We start from the raw sequence: 14,440 nt of genomic DNA, 5'->3' as shown, positions 1-14,440 counted from the left end.
TCAGCGTACTTGAAGTTCGTTGATGGTACCCGCGCGTACCAAATCCTCGTTCTCAATCACGAAGGACTGGTGACGGCCGCCGTTCTTCTCGTTCAATTCCACCACGAGGCACTTGTCATCGGGGATGGTGAACTTCGCCATCGTGAAGACCGTGCGCTCGCTCTTTTTGCCCGGCACGAGGGTGGCGTAGTTCTGCGCGCGGAGCGGCAGAATAATCTGCTCCTGCACGGCAGTACGCTTCGCAACCTTCTTGTCCACGATTTTCCAAGTGATGTAGTCCACATCGAAAGGCACGTTGCTCTGGTTCTTTATCTCCGTGTGGAAATAAAGCAAGCCGTTGTGCGTGTAGATGCCTTTCAACAGGTATTGGATGCCGAAACGCTTGCAGCCGATATGCTTCACCTCGCGCTTGTTCTGTTTGTGGATGGACTTCATGATAAGGCGCACCAGCATCGGGCTTTCGCTGCCCAGCTCTTTCAGATAGATTTCCTGCGCGTTGTTCGGGCGGTTCACCGTGCTGCCGTCATGGATGAAGTCGCACATCTCCACGTTGAGCAACAGCGGTTCGGCGGCGTACTTCACGTTGAAGGTGTAGAAACTGCCGTCCTCCGTGATGACGGACATATTCGTTTCGTTGGGAAAATTCCTTACGGTAGCCTTCACACGGATGATGTTCTCCGCTCCGTCGGCTTTCCCGGCAATCAGGTCGGGCGAGCCTAAATCGACATAGCGCACCTCCGCCGGAAAAATGACGTGGACGGTCTTGTCGTAGGTCACTTCCAGACCGTGCGGCGGTATCATGCGGTCGAAGGTCAGCTTGCGTGACAGCCCGTGATATAGGTCGCCGTCCGCCTCCTTCTGCGGATAGACCTCCTTCGTCAAGGTCGGTTGTTCACTTCCGTTGGTCGTTTCAACGGTTACATTCTCCTGCGCGTTGGCAGTTATGATGCCCATAGCGAGGGCAAACATGATGATTACTTTTCTCATTACTTTTGGATTTTAGTGGTAATTTTTATTGTTTTCAATATTTTTCTTGGTAAAGCATGACCCTGTACCCGGCTTTCAGATGCACCTTGACGGTTCGCATCTTTTTGGCGATGTACTGGCTCGTGCCTTGTATCAGCCCCTTGCCCAAGTCGGAGGCGAGCTGCGCCCCGGCATTGGTGGAGATGTTGATGCTGCTTCCCAGCGAGCCGCCCATGTTGGCGGCGACCTCCCGGACGGCGTTCATCTCCATCGAGTTCGGGATGAAGATGCCGGGCTGTCCGTCCGTGTCATAGACCGCAAGCTCCACGGGGATAATCGTGCCGTCGTATTCCAGCGAGGTAATCTCGATGTCGAGCCGCTCACCCTGTATCTTGCCCGTGCCGACCACCACCGCACCCCGGGGTATTGTCCTGCCTGCCACCGCCATAGGCTCCAGCAGGCGCAGCCTTACCGTCTGCCCGTCCGTCACGCTCTGCGCCCCATGCACGCACGCCGGTATGGTGTTCCTGTCCAATACCTCCGCCGTGCCGACAGCCGTGTTGAAACCCCGGTTGCGTTCCTGCGATAAGGCGGCGACAAACTCCGCGTTACTCATAGGCTGTGAGAGTGAAGAAACTACTTGATGCTCCACCTGTCTGATAGGCATTGCCTTGTTCTTCTTCCCTTTCTGCACGGTAGTTGGCTCTGCCCTCTGTTCCGCCGATGGCTGTCCTCCGTTCTGACCGCCCATGTACTTTGCCGCCAGCTCGTAGGACTTCTCCATAAGAGCCACCTGCTCGTCCATAGAGGAAGCCTTGCCCCTCTCGCTTTCCAGTTCCGACTCCAGCGATGCGATGCGCTCCAACAATTCGTCCATCTCCGCATTGTCGTTTTTCGGCTGGTCGTAGAAGTTTCCGAGCGTGGCGTTCAGGTCACGGTAGGCGGCTGCGGAGGACTGGATGGTCTGCGGCGTGGCTGGCTTTGCCCTTTCTTCCTTGCCGCCCGGATTGGCGAGGTCGAAGTCCACTCCGTTCTCCGTTCCCGCTATCTCGCGGTCGAACATGTCGCCCAGCTGCCCGATGGCACGGTTGCGGCTCTCCTGACGCTCTTCCATCTCCCCATGCTCGTAGGCTTTCAGCTTGTCGCCGATAATCTGCCGGTTCGCCTTGTCAGCGTCGGGCATCTCGGTGTTGTATCCGTCCGTTCCCGGCGGTTGCTCCTTGCCGGAGGACGGGGCGAATATCAGCCACATCGCCCCGATGAACACCAACACCATAGCGGGCAGCACGATCATCTTCTGCCGTTTCAGCCGTTGCGCCTCTGTCAGCGGTTCGCGCTCCTTTTTCGGTTTCCCCGTTTCGGGAGCAGCTTTGTTCTCTTTCGTCGGTTCATTCTTTGTCTGTTCCATATAAATAAGGTGTTAAGTGATTGCCTGTTTCCGCCGGGGTCGGCAGTTCCACCCGTCCGGCGTGTCCCGTTTCCATATGTGAGCCGTCGTTCCTGCCGATGTCATAGACGGCTCTGCCGAAGGTGTAAAGGGCAAGCACCGCGAAGGCGGCGAACATCCCCAGCACGATGCGGCGGCGTGTTTCCGGCGGCAAGCCGTCCAGATACCCTTTGAGACTTGCCGCCAAGCGTTTCCGTTTGTCGTGGAGTTTCCAATACATGCCCCACATTGATTTTCTGATACTTTTCATGTCCTGTTACCGTTTGATAGTCTGTAAATCCTTGTTCTCAATGATGGTGAAACCCTCGATGGTAAAACCGTTCGGGTTGTCATCCGACCGCGATGCGTTCAGCAGGCGGCAGGTGGTCACGAGGCTGCGCTCGGTGACGTTGCTCTGCCGGATGATTTTCTGTGTGGCGTAGGTCACGGCACGGTAGGGATAGGCGTTGAAGTCGCACACCACGCTGTCCACCTTCAGCACTTGGTTGATGTTCCCGGCGATGATGCGGTTGTAGTACCCCTTCTCCGCGAAGTCCGAATAATAGTGGTACACGCTCTTGTCCGCCAGCAGCAAGGCACGTTTCACGTTGTGTTCAATCGCGCTTTTTTCAGGTGATAGCGTGAAGAACATCTCGTGGAAACGGCGCACATGTTCCCGTGCCTCCGCCGGGCGGTTCTGCGACAAATCCTGAGACAAGGCGAGCATCAGGCTCTTGCCGTTGTCCAGCACATAGATTTTCTCCCGTTGCTTCTCTGCGAAACGGTAGGAGTTCCACACGCTCCACACCGTCACCACGGCGCACAGCGAGAGGAAGACGATACCGAACAGGCGTATCTGCCTGAACGACGATTCGATGTTTCTAAGTGATTTGAATTCCATTTATATTTTCCAATTTATGATTGCACATTGATTATTTCAGCAATTTGCCGACACGTCCGACTGCGTTTCCTGCGGCTGCACCCGCCACGCTGCCCGCCATGCTTCCGGCTCGTCCCGCCATCTGGTTCACGTTGCGACCGTAACCGCCCATGCCTCCGGCTTGGATAATCCAGCCCGCAACGGTGGGAATGGTAAAGTAGCCGATGATGCCGATGCAGAGGAATACGATATACACCCCGTCGCTCGAATCCAGCGAGAAGTTCGGGTCTGCCTGCATCCGCTCGATGTCGTTTTGCAGCATCAGAACCTGTATCTTCGCCAGTATGGTGCTGAACATGTCCGATACCGGTAGCCACAGATAGACCTGTATATAGCGGCATATCCACTGCGTGAGCGTGTTTTGGAAACCGTCCCATACCGACAGGGCGAAGGCTATCGGACCGAGAATCGCCAGCACCACGAGAAAGAAGGTGCGGACGGTGTCTATCACGAGGGCGGCGGCTTGGAACAGCAGTTCGAGTATCTCGCGGAAGAAGTCGCGGATGCTCTTCTTCATGTTGTACATTCCCCGGTCGATATACATTCCCGCCATCGTCACCATGTCGGAGGGCGACCAGCCGAGTTCCTCCAGTTGCTTGTCAAATTCCTCGTTGGACACGAGGTAGGCGGTTTCGGGGTTGCGTACCATCGCCTCGTATTCCAGTTTGTCCTTCTGCTCCCGGTATCGGTTCATGTCCAGCGTTTCCGCCTCCAGCATCTTTGCCGTGCCCTGTACGACGGGTGAGAGGATGCTGTTTATCGTGCCCAGCACCACAGTCGGGAAGAACATGATGCACAGACCGATGGCAAAAGGACGGAGCATCGGGAATACGTCTATCGGTTCAGCTCTCGCCAGCGACTGCCATACCCGGTAGGCGACGTAGAACAGCGCACCCAGCCCGGCGATGCCTTTCGCCACACCAGCCATGTCCCCACACAGCGGCATCATCTGCTCATAAAGTGAACGTAAAATCTGATGAAGGTTGTCGAACTTCATAGGCTACCAGTATCTTTCGTTCATGTTCCCGTACAGCCCCATGATGCGGTCGAGGTCGTTCTTCTTTTTCGCACGCAGGTAACTCACGGAGATGTTCTTGTTCGTGTAGTAGCTCACGAGGTTGCGGTAACGCTTCATCTTCGAGTGGCAGCGTTCCACCACGTCCATGCGCTCCTTGTCGGTCATGGAGAGCGTGGTGATGTTCACCACGTTCCTGAGTTCCGTCAACACTTCGTTGCTTTCCTCCAGCAGTTTCGTGTAGCCGAAAGCGATTGCGGAAAGCTCTTCGGGTCTGAAATTCCCGTCACGGAGCATCCGTTGGAAACTGTTCACATAGATGTCTGTGATGTCGCCCACCATCAGGATGGTCTGCTGCACCTTGCGGGCGTCCTTGACCAGATTGTTCACCGATTTGAGGGCATCGTAATACTTCTTGCCCTGCTGATAGATTTTCACCGTCTCCTGAAAGTTGCTCACCATGTTCGTGGCGGTCTTGGAGGTATGGATGATGTTTTTGGAGGCATTGATGATGCCCTGCGCTAGATTGCCCGGATCGCTTACGACCCACTGTGCGCTTGCCCTGCCCGCGAAAAGCAGGCACAGGCAGATAATCATTGTTATTCTTGTTCTCATGTTACTTTGGATTTTAGTGGTTGTTATTCTTCGGTCGGATGTCCCGGCTGCGGCTTCACCCGCACATAGTCCCCGTTTGGCGAGAAAGTCAGCACATCCGTGGCCTCGTTGTAGGACACGTCGATGCGGAAGCCGGTGTTCATGAACAGGTTGCCGTTCTCCTCCTGCAAGAGATAGGTTTCCGGCTTGAGCTTGCGGCGCAGACCGCTACGACGGAACACCGTCACTTTGTAGGCTTCGCCCTCCTTGTAGATAAGCACGTCAGGTTTTCCCTCCACGCTCTCCCAGTTCCCGCACAGCATGTCGCGGCGGTTGTCGGCCACGTCGCAGGATTGCAGCATCATGACCGCCAATCCGATAAGGCACTTGCTGACTTGCAGCATTTTCACTTTTGGTAAATTCATACGCGTTTTTCTTTTTTGGTTGATACATTCTGTTTTTTAGTTATTCCTTGTTTCTCCGCCTTTCGGCAAGCTGCCGGATGGCGGCTTCGATGTCGTCGCCCAGCTTCTCCGCCAGACGGTAAACCTCCACTTTTTCCGTTTCCTCGGTGGTGTACGCCAGATACTCTTCCGCGCTGACCTCCGTGGCATAGACCGCCGACTGCGTGCCGCCCAAGCCTATCCACACCTCCTTGTAGAGCCGTGAAGGGTTGTTCGCCATGTTGATGGAGAGTATCTGCGACTTCTCCTTTTCCGTCAGTCCGAGCAACGCCTGTATCTGGTCGAACTTGTTCATATATTTCCTTTGGTCAAGCAGGATTTTACAATCCGAGTTGTTGATAATGCTCTCTTTGACCACCGGAGAACTGATAATGTCGTCCACCTCCTGCGTCACCACGATTGCCTCGCCGTAATATTTTCTGACCGTCTTATACATATAGCGCAGATATTCAGCCATGTTCGCCGATGAGAGGGCCTTCCAAGCCTCTTCCACGATAAGCTGTTTCCGCACGCCTTTCAGCCGCCGCATCTTGTTGATGAAGGCTTCCATGATGATGATGGTCACGACGGGGAACAGTTCGCGGTTTTCTTTAATCGAATCTATCTCGAAGACGATGAACCGCTTGCCGAGCAGGTCGATGTTCTCCGTGGAGTTGAGCAGGAAATCGTAACGCCCGCCCCGGTAATACTGCCGCATGGTGGTGAGCATGTTGTCGATGTTGAAGTCGGACTTCTCCACCTTGATGTCACGCTGTGCCAGTTCCTTGCGGTAGTCGTCACGCATATACTCGTAGAAGGTGTTGAACGACGGCACGATGCTACGGTCGGATTGGATGCGCTCAATATAGGCACTCACGGCACTGCCCAGCTCGCCGCTCTCCGTCTTTGTCACCTTGTCGTCCTCCGACTTCCAGAGCGTCAGCAACAGGGTCTTGATGCTGTCCTTCTTCTCCACGTCGAAGATGTAATCGTCGGTGTAGAACGGGTTGAAGCTGATGGGCTTATCTTCCGTGTAGGTGAAATACACACCGTCCGCTCCGCCTGTCTTGCGTCGGATCATGCCGCACAAGCCCTGATAGGAGTTTCCCGTGTCCACCAATACCACATGTGCGCCTTGCTCATAATATTGGCGCACGAGGTGGTTCATGAAGAAAGACTTGCCGCTGCCCGAAGGACCCAGCACGAACTTGTTGCGGTTGGTCGTGATACCTCGCTTCATGGGCAGGTCGGAGATGTCAAGGTGCAGCGGTTTTCCCGTGAGCCTGTCCACCATCTTGATGCCGAAGGGCGAGAGCGAGCTGCGGTAGTTGGTTTCCTCTGTGAACAGGCACACCGCCTGTTCGATGAAGGTGTGGAAACTCTCTTCCGCCGGGAAGTCCGCCGCATTGCCGGGTATCGCCGCCCAGTAGAGTGTCGGGCAGTCGATGGTGTTGTGGCGCGGCACGCATTCCATGCTTGCCAACTGGCTGCCCACGTCGTTCTTGATATGCTTCAGTTCCTCCGCATCGTCGCTCCACGCCATGACGTTGAAGTGTGCCCGTACCGAGGTCAGTCCGTAGGAATGGGCTTCGTTCAGGTATTGGTCTATCCACTCGCGGTTGATGCTGTTGCTCCTTGAATAGCGAGATAGCGACTGCATGTTACGGGCGGACTTCTCGAACTTCTGCAAGGTTTCCTCACTGTTGTCTATCAGCACATACTGGTTGTAGATATGGTTGCAGGAGAGCAGAAGCCCCACCGGGGAGGCGAATGACAGTCGGCAGTCACTCCGGTCGGTGGAGAGCTTCTCGTAACGGGTGTCGGTAGCCACCTTGCCCGGCAGGTCTTCCGCGTCGGAGAGGGTGTGCAGACACAGGCGGTTGTCGCCGATGCGCATCTCCCTTGCCGAAAGCTCGATGTCCTGCAAGGTGGTGTCACCTTCCGGCATGAGCGAGAAGTAGCGTTCAATAAGTCCCGTCTTTCCCTCAGTACCCACAATCTCATCGGTGGAGAGGCGGCGCAGCCTGACAAGCCCGCTGTCGTTCATGATGCGCTCGAACTGTTCGCAGGCTTCCAAGAACTTGGTCGTGGTTTCCCTGTCCAGCTCCTTCGGGATGATATGTCCCCGGCACAGCGTGCTGAAATTGCTCTGCATCCGGTTACGCTCCTTTGTTGTCTTGGTCAGGTAGAGGTAGCAGGTGTGTTTCAGGTACGGACGCTCGTTGAAGTGACGCTCGAAAGAGCGGCTTAAAAAGCTCATGTCGTCCTTCTGAAGCTCCGGTTTGTAGCGTTCCTTGATGAACCAGTCCTGTTTGTGGACGACGGAGTAGTCCGGCAGCACCTTGATAGCCTTGCACCAGCAACTGTGTATCGCCTCGTACTCCGCACCCGTCACGGTGTAAAGTTCCGGTAGTTCCACCTCGAAAGCCACCGTGATGTCGGCGTCCTTTGAGATGATGCAGCCATGCTCCACCGCTAAAAGTGGGAACCTGTTTTCCAGTGTTGTCATTTTCGATGTATTCCTCATTGTCTTTCTTCCTTTCGTTGTCGTTTGAACAGACGGGTTATCCGCCGCCGGTTGATAAGGTATCGGGGATGGCTCCGTGCCGCTCCTAATTTCATCAGCCCGTGTTCACCGTACCGGGCGTTCAGCGCGAAGGTCTGCCATACAAGGAGGGAGGACGATGCCGCGCCGAAGCCGATACATATCCACTGGTCGATACCGACCATGTAGAGGATGACGAACAGGACGAAGAGAGCCAGCAGACCTCCGCAGAAGATGAAGAGGTACTGTGCCTTCAAGCCCTTGAACTCTACCGGACGGCCGATACCCTTGTTGATTGGGTATTCAGCCATACATTATTTATTAAAGGAAGAATGAGCGCAGGATGGTGGCGGCAACAATCAGGAAGATGCACGCGCCGAACCACGAGGCGGCTGTCTTGCTGGTGTCGGGGTCGCCCGATGAAAACTTGCCGTACACTTTTACGCCCCCGATAAGCCCGACGACTGCACCGATGGCGTATATCAGTTTAGTTCCGGGGTCGAAATAAGAACTCACCATAGAGGTGGCTTCGTTGATGCCCGCGATGCCGTTTCCCTGCGCGAAAGCGGAGGCGGTTGCGGCGATGACAAGTGCCGCGGAGAGGATTGCTTTTCTGTTTTTCAAGATGTTCTTGTTCATAAACTGTTCTTGTTTTTTGCCGTCAAAAGGGTGGATGGTCCTTTGTCGGGCGGTTGATACTTTGTTTCTTTACTTTGGTTTTAGTGGATGCCCGTTTGTTTCCACGGACGTGGGCGTGTCCGTTGCGGATGGGGATGCGCCTTGCGTTTCCTCGCCGCGTGGGTTGATGTCATTCTTTCATGTTCATTTCTTTTATTGTTGTCATACATAGTTGCGAATGTCGAACTCCTCGATGTTGTCCGGCACGACGAACTCCTTTTCAGATTTCTTCAGCCGAATCTCGATAAGCCCCTTGATGCGGATGCCTATCTCCGAAGAGCCTTCCATCATTTTCTCGTACAACTCCGTGCCCTCCATGTCGGTGAACACCTTAGCCGCCTTTTCACGTTCCGCCTGTGTCGCGTCCGGGTTTTTGGCGGTCTTGCAGGCGTCGTCAATCTCGTCAAAGCTGCTGCCCGAAGCCCGTGGCGTGTCCGAGGCGTCCTCTTCCGGTTCGTCGTCCCCGTATCCCAGTTCCTCCGGCGGTATGCTCGTGAAGGTCTCATCGAGTTTTTCCTCCGGGACTTGTGCCGGGCGGGATGCGTTTCCCGTTTTTCCGTCGTCAAAAGTAGCCTCTTCCTCCGACAGCTCAATGCCTTTTTCAATAGTGGCGGCTTCTTGTGTCGGTATGGCAGCGGTTGTCCGGGTGGATGCCATCCTGAAACGGCTCTTGCCGATGATGTCCGCCTTTTCCGCAGGGACTTCCTCGTGTGCCGCTATGCGTTTAGCCTCATTCCCGTCCAGTGACCGCCATAATCCGACAATGCCCTTGAAGAAGCGGACAATCCGCGTGTCCATGATGCGCTCGTAAAGGAGCAGGAACAGGAACCAGAGGTTGCAGCCGACCGATACCGCCAGCAGAATGTCTGTCATGCTGATTGTGTAATTCATATCCTTCCGTTTTTGGTTAGAATACTGAATTGTAATTTCGGGCATAAAGGCTCTTTATCGCATCTTCGCACTGGTTGAAGTGGTGCGTCAGCACATGGTCGATGTAAGCGGACAGCGTAAGCCGGTCATGCCCGATTACACGGGTGATACGCATGATACGCTCGTGGTACTCCGGGCGCACATACGCCATCTTCCCCTCACGTGCCTTTACTTCCGGGTCGCGGATGAACAGGCGTTCATAGTCCTTCTCACTGCATTTGCCGCTTACCGGGACAGGCGACAGTATTTCCACACTCGCCTGCACTTGGGTAAACATACCTCCGCAGTCTTGCTGTGGTCTTTTTTCATTCGGTGTCATTTCTTTTTCCATTTTCAAATCAGATCTTCACGTTGTTTCTTGTACAGTTCGTTGATTCTCTCCTTGTGCTGTTCCAGATGCTGGCGCAGCACGGTATCCACATATCCGCCTACTGAGATTTCCCCTCCGGCGATGTCGTTCACGATTCTGAGGATCTTGCCGTGGACGTCACGGCTGATATAGACACATTGGCGGGTCTTTATCTCGTTGCGGCGCAGGAATAGCTCGTTGTAGTCCTCGTCCTGCCTTTTCCGGCGTCCACTTTCCCTCTGCGCTTTTTCCCGTGTTACGGGTTGCACAGGAGATGGTTCCGGTGCGGCGGTGTCCTCTTCGGTCGGTGCAGCTGCGGGTACTTCCTGTGCGGGGCGCAGTGTCCCGTCCTGTGTGCGCCGCCCGATGGAGGCTAACAGCAGTTCCTCGTCGATGCCTTCCGTGTTCACTTTCCTGCTGCCCATGCTCACTGCGGTCTGATGATGTCGCTTATCTCTTCGGAAAACTCCCGGATGCCACTCCCTTTCAGCAGTGCCGTGTCCATCGGGAAGATGGTGGAGCGGAAAACGCTCTTGCGCTCTTCCGAAAGGTCACGGCGGAACTTCTTGCTGTCGGGCAAGCGGGTGGAAAGTACCGGAAAGCCCATTTCGGCTATCACTTCCTCGTAGATGCCGTACAAGTCGTTCCTCTCCCTGCCGTCCACCATCGTCCAGAACAGATGCAGCCCCTTTGTTTTCGCCTGTCCGGTAGTCATCAGCCTGTCGCGGAACATCGTGACGAATTTCAGGGTACTCTCCACGACAAAGCGGTCGGCACTCAGCGGAGTGAAAATGTAGTCCATCTGCGAGAGCGTCTTTATCACGCCGTTGCTTCGGAGTGTGCCGGGCATGTCGAAGAACACCACGTCGGGTTTCACGTCCTCAGTGGCAATCATCCTCTCGGCATCGTCGAGGGCGTTCACCGCATTGCTTTTGACGATGGTGTAGGCGTTCTTTTTGATCCGGCGGAAATGGTCGCAAGCGAGAGCCTTGAAGTAGGTGCTGCTGTCGATAAGCCCCATTTCGTGTTCGCGCAGCCCGTGGATGCTGTGCTGCGGGTCGTCGCAGTCCACGACGGCGACATTGTAGCCTTTCACGTTGTGCAGGTAGCTGGCGGCAAGTGCCGTGACAGTGGATTTGCCGATGCCACCTTTCTGTGTTGCGAATGCAACGAAGATTTCCTTACTCATAGTTCCATTTATTTTAATTGTTGATGATTTGTTTTTCTGTTTCCATACGGATTTGGCTGTCGCACCATCCGCTTCCGTGACTACACACGCAGGCGGGTCGTCGCGTATCCGGTTCTGTGGTGAAGCGGTGCGTCGGACAAATGGTGATTGACGACATTGCGTCATGAAGTCATTGAATCCATACGTCACCGAATTGTCGGAGAACCGGGTTTCCGACGGTTCGGGTATCCGTTTCGGCAAGTATCCGAAGAAGCGGATTTCCGGGTATTTGAATGTTCCGTTTATCATATCTTCAAATCGTTCGTTTCTTGAATCATGCTGCAAATAAACAAGTATATTTTGGAACCTGTATCACTTCTCCGGCAAGTGGCGGCACGTTGCGCCGGTTGGCAGTCATTGACCGGGTCAAGCATCTGTCCGATACCGCTTTAAGGGCGTAACTTTGCACCCGGACAGCAGGGTTCGCCGATGACGCGCGGCCCGGAGTCCTGAAAGGTATTTTCCCAATCCGTCCCCTGACGGATTTTTATGTTCACCTGAACATAGCAAGATGTCTTTTCAGCCGCTCAAAATATTTTGAGCAGCCACGAAAAGCACTTGCCCTTGCAGGGGGCGGGCTTTCCCTCCGAAGTCGGGAAGCCTTTCAGAACTGCGGTGCTGTAATCCGAAGCGGCGGCTTATGCCGTCAATCCGCTAAATCCAAAGTAATATGAAAGAGAAAAGGAAAAGCAAATCAGGGAGAAATCCCAAACTTGATCCGGCGGTGTACCGGTACACCGTCCGTTTCAACGAGGAGGAACACAACCGTTTCCTCGCCATGTTCGGAAAATCGGGTGTCTATGCACGGTCTGTTTTCCTCAAAGCGCACTTCTTCGGGCAACCGTTCAAGGTGCTGAAGGTGGACAAGACGTTGGTGGACTATTACACCAAACTGTCGGATTTTCATGCACAATTCCGTGCCGTGGGTACGAATTACAACCAAGTCGTGAAGGAACTGAGGCTGCATTTTTCAGAGAAAAAGGCGATGGCGTTGCTCTACAAATTAGAGCAACACACCGTCGAACTCGTGAAACTGAGCCGCCGGATTGTGGAACTTTCAAGGGAAATGGAGGCAAAATGGTCGCAAAAATCAGTGTAGGAAGTTCGTTGTACGGCGCGATTGCCTACAACGGGGAGAAGATTAACGAGGCGCAGGGGCGGCTTCTCACCACCAACCGCATCTACAATGACGGTTCGGGAACGGTGGACATAGGCAAGGCGATGGAGGGTTTTCTCACCTTCCTGCCACCGCAGATGAAGATCGAGAAGCCGGTGGTGCATATCTCTCTCAACCCGCACCCGGAGGATGTGCTGACCGATATTGAGTTGCAGAATATCGCCCGCGAGTATCTGGAAAAACTCGGTTTCGGAAACCAGCCTTATCTTGTATTCAAGCACGAGGACATCGACCGCCACCACCTGCACATCGTGACGGTCAACGTGGACGAGAACGGGAAAAGGCTCAACCGGGATTTTCTCTACCGCCGCAGCGACCGTATCCGCAGGGAACTGGAACAGAAGTACGGATTGCATCCGGCAGAACGTAAAAATCAGAGATTGGATAATCCGTTGCGCAAGGTGGCCGCATCGGCAGGTGATGTGAAGAAGCAGGTAGGCAACACCGTGAAGGCTCTGAATGGGCAGTACCGTTTCCAGACGATGGGCGAATACCGTGCGCTCCTTTCCTTATATAATATGACGGTGGAGGAAGCGAGGGGCAACGTGCGCGGACGGGAGTATCACGGGCTGGTCTATTCCGTCACGGACGACAAGGGTAACAAGGTGGGCAACCCGTTCAAATCCTCGCTTTTCGGGAAGTCCGCAGGCTATGAAGCCGTACAGAAGAAGTTTGTCCGTTCCAAATCGGAAATCAAGGATAGGAAACTGGCAGACATGACGAAACGCACCGTCCTTTCCGTGCTGCAAGGCACTTATGACAAGGACAAATTTGTATCCCAACTCAAAGAGAAGGGCATCGACACCGTACTGCGCTACACAGAGGAAGGGCGCATCTATGGGGCTACCTTCATCGACCACCGCACGGGATGCGTGCTGAACGGTTCGCGCATGGGTAAGGAGCTTTCGGCGAATGCCTTGCAGGAACACTTCACCCTGCCATACGCCGGACAACCGCCGATACCGCTATCCATCCCTGTGGATGCTGCGGACAAGGCACACGGGCAGACCGCCTACGACAGTGAAGATATATCGGGCGGTATGGGCTTGCTCACTCCCGAAGGTCCGGCGGTAGATGCCGAGGAAGAGGCTTTCATCCGGGCGATGAAGCGCAAAAAGAAGAAAAAACGCAAGGGCTTGGGTATGTAATCAGAGTATCAACAATTAAAAAATCAATGTATGTCACAACAAGAAGACGATTTGAGGGCATTGGCGAAAATCATGGATTTTCTGCGTGCCGTGAGTATCATTTTAGTGGTCATGAACGTGTACTGGTTCTGCTACGAAGCCATCCGGCTGTGGGGCGTGAACATCGGCGTGGTGGACAAAATCCTTCTGAACTTCGACCGCACGGCGGGGCTGTTCCATTCCATTCTCTACACGAAGCTGTTTTCCGTCCTTTTGCTTGCCTTGTCCTGTCTGGGTACGAAGGGTGTCAAGGGTGAGAAAATCACTTGGGGGAGAATCTGGACAGCATTTGCCGTCGGGTTCGTGCTGTTTTTCCTGAACTGGTGGTTGCTGCCCCTGCCGCTGCCGCTTGAAGCGGTGACGGGACTGTATGTCCTTACCATTGGAACGGGCTATGTCTGCCTGTTGATGGGTGGTCTGTGGATGAGCCGCCTGTTGAAACACAATTTGATGGAGGATGTTTTCAACAACGAGAACGAGAGTTTCATGCAGGAAACGAGGCTTATCGAAAGCGAGTATTCGGTCAATCTGCCGACACGTTTCTATTACAGGAAACGCTGGAACAACGGTTGGATCAATGTAGTTAATCCCTTCCGTGCGTCCATCGTGTTGGGTACGCCGGGCAGCGGCAAGTCCTATGCCGTGGTAAACAATTTTATCAAGCAACAGATTGAAAAGGGCTTTAGTCAATACATCTACGATTTCAAGTATCCCGACCTATCTACTATTGCCTACAACCATTTGCTGAACCACCCGGACGGCTACAAGGTAAAGCCGAAGTTCTATGTGATCAACTTCGACGACCCGCGACGCTCTCATCGGTGCAATCCCATTCACCCGGATTTTATGGAAGATATTACGGATGCCTATGAGAGTGCCTACACAATAATGCTCAACCTCAATAAAACGTGGGTGTGACCTGTAAAGTCGCGTAATTGATTGTTAAACAGTGATATTAGTTG

17 protein-coding genes and 1 pseudogene are annotated in these 14,440 nt (G+C 54.1%); 4 read left to right on the top strand and 14 right to left on the bottom strand.

The window, feature by feature from the left end:
- From traN to DW862_RS09355, 14 genes are all read right to left on the bottom strand, one after another.
- Complete coding sequence (traN, locus tag DW862_RS09420; protein WP_004291522.1) at positions 1–987, bottom strand: conjugative transposon protein TraN; 987 nt, start codon at positions 985–987, stop codon at positions 1–3.
- A 34-nt stretch (positions 988–1,021) separates the two neighbouring features.
- Positions 1,022–2,374, bottom strand: a complete 1,353-nt coding sequence (traM, locus tag DW862_RS09415; RefSeq protein ID WP_004291521.1) for a conjugative transposon protein TraM — start codon at positions 2,372–2,374, stop codon at positions 1,022–1,024.
- Positions 2,355–2,663 carry a TraL conjugative transposon family protein gene (locus DW862_RS09410; RefSeq protein WP_004291520.1) on the bottom strand — a complete coding sequence of 103 codons (309 nt, stop codon included), beginning with the start codon at positions 2,661–2,663 and terminating at the stop codon, positions 2,355–2,357. The genes traM and DW862_RS09410 overlap by 20 nt, the downstream gene beginning before the upstream one ends.
- A gap of 6 nt (positions 2,664–2,669) precedes the next feature.
- Complete coding sequence (gene traK / locus DW862_RS09405; protein ID WP_004291519.1) at positions 2,670–3,293, bottom strand: conjugative transposon protein TraK; 624 nt, start codon at positions 3,291–3,293, stop codon at positions 2,670–2,672.
- 31 nt (positions 3,294–3,324) lie between these two features.
- Complete coding sequence (gene traJ, locus DW862_RS09400; protein ID WP_004291518.1) at positions 3,325–4,329, bottom strand: conjugative transposon protein TraJ; 1,005 nt, start codon at positions 4,327–4,329, stop codon at positions 3,325–3,327.
- 3 nt (positions 4,330–4,332) lie between these two features.
- Positions 4,333–4,962, bottom strand: coding sequence for a DUF4141 domain-containing protein (locus DW862_RS09395; protein ID WP_004304283.1), 630 nt, complete (start codon positions 4,960–4,962; stop codon positions 4,333–4,335).
- A gap of 23 nt (positions 4,963–4,985) precedes the next feature.
- Entirely contained in the window at positions 4,986–5,366 is a 381-nt protein-coding gene (locus tag DW862_RS09390; RefSeq protein WP_004291516.1) for a DUF3876 domain-containing protein, read from the bottom strand.
- Between the two features lie 40 nt (positions 5,367–5,406).
- On the bottom strand, positions 5,407–7,911 hold the full coding sequence (locus tag DW862_RS09385) for a TraG family conjugative transposon ATPase (protein ID WP_004291515.1): 2,505 nt from the start codon (positions 7,909–7,911) through the stop codon (positions 5,407–5,409).
- Complete coding sequence (locus DW862_RS09380) at positions 7,908–8,240, bottom strand: DUF4133 domain-containing protein (protein WP_004291514.1); 333 nt, start codon at positions 8,238–8,240, stop codon at positions 7,908–7,910. The genes DW862_RS09385 and DW862_RS09380 overlap by 4 nt, the downstream gene beginning before the upstream one ends.
- A 10-nt stretch (positions 8,241–8,250) precedes the next feature.
- The gene (locus DW862_RS09375) at positions 8,251–8,568 is read right to left on the bottom strand and encodes a DUF4134 domain-containing protein (protein WP_002560983.1); all 318 of its coding nucleotides are present in this window, start codon (positions 8,566–8,568) and stop codon (positions 8,251–8,253) included.
- A gap of 201 nt (positions 8,569–8,769) precedes the next feature.
- Positions 8,770–9,498: a hypothetical protein gene (locus DW862_RS09370; RefSeq protein WP_004304280.1), complete on the bottom strand. Its 729-nt coding sequence runs from the start codon at positions 9,496–9,498 to the stop codon at positions 8,770–8,772.
- A gap of 16 nt (positions 9,499–9,514) precedes the next feature.
- Positions 9,515–9,868 carry a DUF3408 domain-containing protein gene (locus DW862_RS09365; RefSeq protein WP_004291505.1) on the bottom strand — a complete coding sequence of 118 codons (354 nt, stop codon included), beginning with the start codon at positions 9,866–9,868 and terminating at the stop codon, positions 9,515–9,517.
- A 2-nt stretch (positions 9,869–9,870) separates the two neighbouring features.
- Positions 9,871–10,311 (bottom strand): DUF3408 domain-containing protein, encoded by a 441-nt coding sequence (locus DW862_RS09360; protein ID WP_004291503.1) that lies wholly within the window; start codon positions 10,309–10,311, stop codon positions 9,871–9,873.
- A 2-nt stretch (positions 10,312–10,313) separates the two neighbouring features.
- Positions 10,314–11,240: a ParA family protein gene (locus DW862_RS09355; protein WP_005783105.1), complete on the bottom strand. Its 927-nt coding sequence runs from the start codon at positions 11,238–11,240 to the stop codon at positions 10,314–10,316.
- Here DW862_RS09355 and DW862_RS26315 point away from each other — a divergent pair.
- The 4 genes and pseudogenes from DW862_RS26315 to DW862_RS09330 all read left to right on the top strand — a co-directional run.
- The gene (locus DW862_RS26315; protein WP_196029218.1) at positions 11,239–11,403 is read left to right on the top strand and encodes a hypothetical protein; all 165 of its coding nucleotides are present in this window, start codon (positions 11,239–11,241) and stop codon (positions 11,401–11,403) included. The two genes, DW862_RS09355 and DW862_RS26315, sit on opposite strands and share 2 nt — an antisense overlap.
- Positions 11,404–11,784: 381 nt before the next feature.
- Positions 11,785–12,213 carry a conjugal transfer protein MobA gene (gene mobA / locus DW862_RS09340; protein WP_004291488.1) on the top strand — a complete coding sequence of 143 codons (429 nt, stop codon included), beginning with the start codon at positions 11,785–11,787 and terminating at the stop codon, positions 12,211–12,213.
- Complete coding sequence (gene mobB / locus DW862_RS09335) at positions 12,192–13,439, top strand: conjugal transfer protein MobB (protein WP_004291483.1); 1,248 nt, start codon at positions 12,192–12,194, stop codon at positions 13,437–13,439. Before mobA ends, mobB begins: the two co-directional genes overlap by 22 nt.
- 30 nt (positions 13,440–13,469) lie before the next feature.
- Positions 13,470–14,393 (top strand): annotated as a pseudogene (locus tag DW862_RS09330) (YWFCY domain-containing protein); the annotation flags it as partial.
- Positions 14,394–14,440 lie beyond the last annotated feature (47 nt).

The organism is Bacteroides sp. AM37-9, from assembly GCF_003603455.1.
Classification (GTDB): domain Bacteria; phylum Bacteroidota; class Bacteroidia; order Bacteroidales; family Bacteroidaceae; genus Bacteroides; species Bacteroides xylanisolvens.
Note: the sequence above shows the minus strand (reverse complement) of the source record. Positions and strands in the feature narration are given on the sequence as shown.

What these genes read in the sequence shown, in the direction of transcription:
- traN (WP_004291522.1), bottom strand. Translation starts at nt 987, where the DNA reads ATGAGAAAAGTAATCATCATGTTTGCCCTCGCTATGGGCATCATAACT.
- traM (WP_004291521.1), bottom strand. Translation starts at nt 2,374, where the DNA reads ATGGAACAGACAAAGAATGAACCGACGAAAGAGAACAAAGCTGCTCCC.
- DW862_RS09410 (WP_004291520.1), bottom strand. Translation starts at nt 2,663, where the DNA reads ATGAAAAGTATCAGAAAATCAATGTGGGGCATGTATTGGAAACTCCAC.
- traK (WP_004291519.1), bottom strand. Translation starts at nt 3,293, where the DNA reads ATGGAATTCAAATCACTTAGAAACATCGAATCGTCGTTCAGGCAGATA.
- traJ (WP_004291518.1), bottom strand. Translation starts at nt 4,329, where the DNA reads ATGAAGTTCGACAACCTTCATCAGATTTTACGTTCACTTTATGAGCAG.
- DW862_RS09395 (WP_004304283.1), bottom strand. Translation starts at nt 4,962, where the DNA reads ATGAGAACAAGAATAACAATGATTATCTGCCTGTGCCTGCTTTTCGCG.
- DW862_RS09390 (WP_004291516.1), bottom strand. Translation starts at nt 5,366, where the DNA reads ATGAATTTACCAAAAGTGAAAATGCTGCAAGTCAGCAAGTGCCTTATC.
- DW862_RS09385 (WP_004291515.1), bottom strand. Translation starts at nt 7,911, where the DNA reads ATGAGGAATACATCGAAAATGACAACACTGGAAAACAGGTTCCCACTT.
- DW862_RS09380 (WP_004291514.1), bottom strand. Translation starts at nt 8,240, where the DNA reads ATGGCTGAATACCCAATCAACAAGGGTATCGGCCGTCCGGTAGAGTTC.
- DW862_RS09375 (WP_002560983.1), bottom strand. Translation starts at nt 8,568, where the DNA reads ATGAACAAGAACATCTTGAAAAACAGAAAAGCAATCCTCTCCGCGGCA.
- DW862_RS09370 (WP_004304280.1), bottom strand. Translation starts at nt 9,498, where the DNA reads ATGAATTACACAATCAGCATGACAGACATTCTGCTGGCGGTATCGGTC.
- DW862_RS09365 (WP_004291505.1), bottom strand. Translation starts at nt 9,868, where the DNA reads ATGGAAAAAGAAATGACACCGAATGAAAAAAGACCACAGCAAGACTGC.
- DW862_RS09360 (WP_004291503.1), bottom strand. Translation starts at nt 10,311, where the DNA reads ATGGGCAGCAGGAAAGTGAACACGGAAGGCATCGACGAGGAACTGCTG.
- DW862_RS26315 (WP_196029218.1), top strand. Translation starts at nt 11,239, where the DNA reads ATGAAGTCATTGAATCCATACGTCACCGAATTGTCGGAGAACCGGGTT.
- DW862_RS09355 (WP_005783105.1), bottom strand. Translation starts at nt 11,240, where the DNA reads ATGACGCAATGTCGTCAATCACCATTTGTCCGACGCACCGCTTCACCA.
- mobA (WP_004291488.1), top strand. Translation starts at nt 11,785, where the DNA reads ATGAAAGAGAAAAGGAAAAGCAAATCAGGGAGAAATCCCAAACTTGAT.
- mobB (WP_004291483.1), top strand. Translation starts at nt 12,192, where the DNA reads ATGGTCGCAAAAATCAGTGTAGGAAGTTCGTTGTACGGCGCGATTGCC.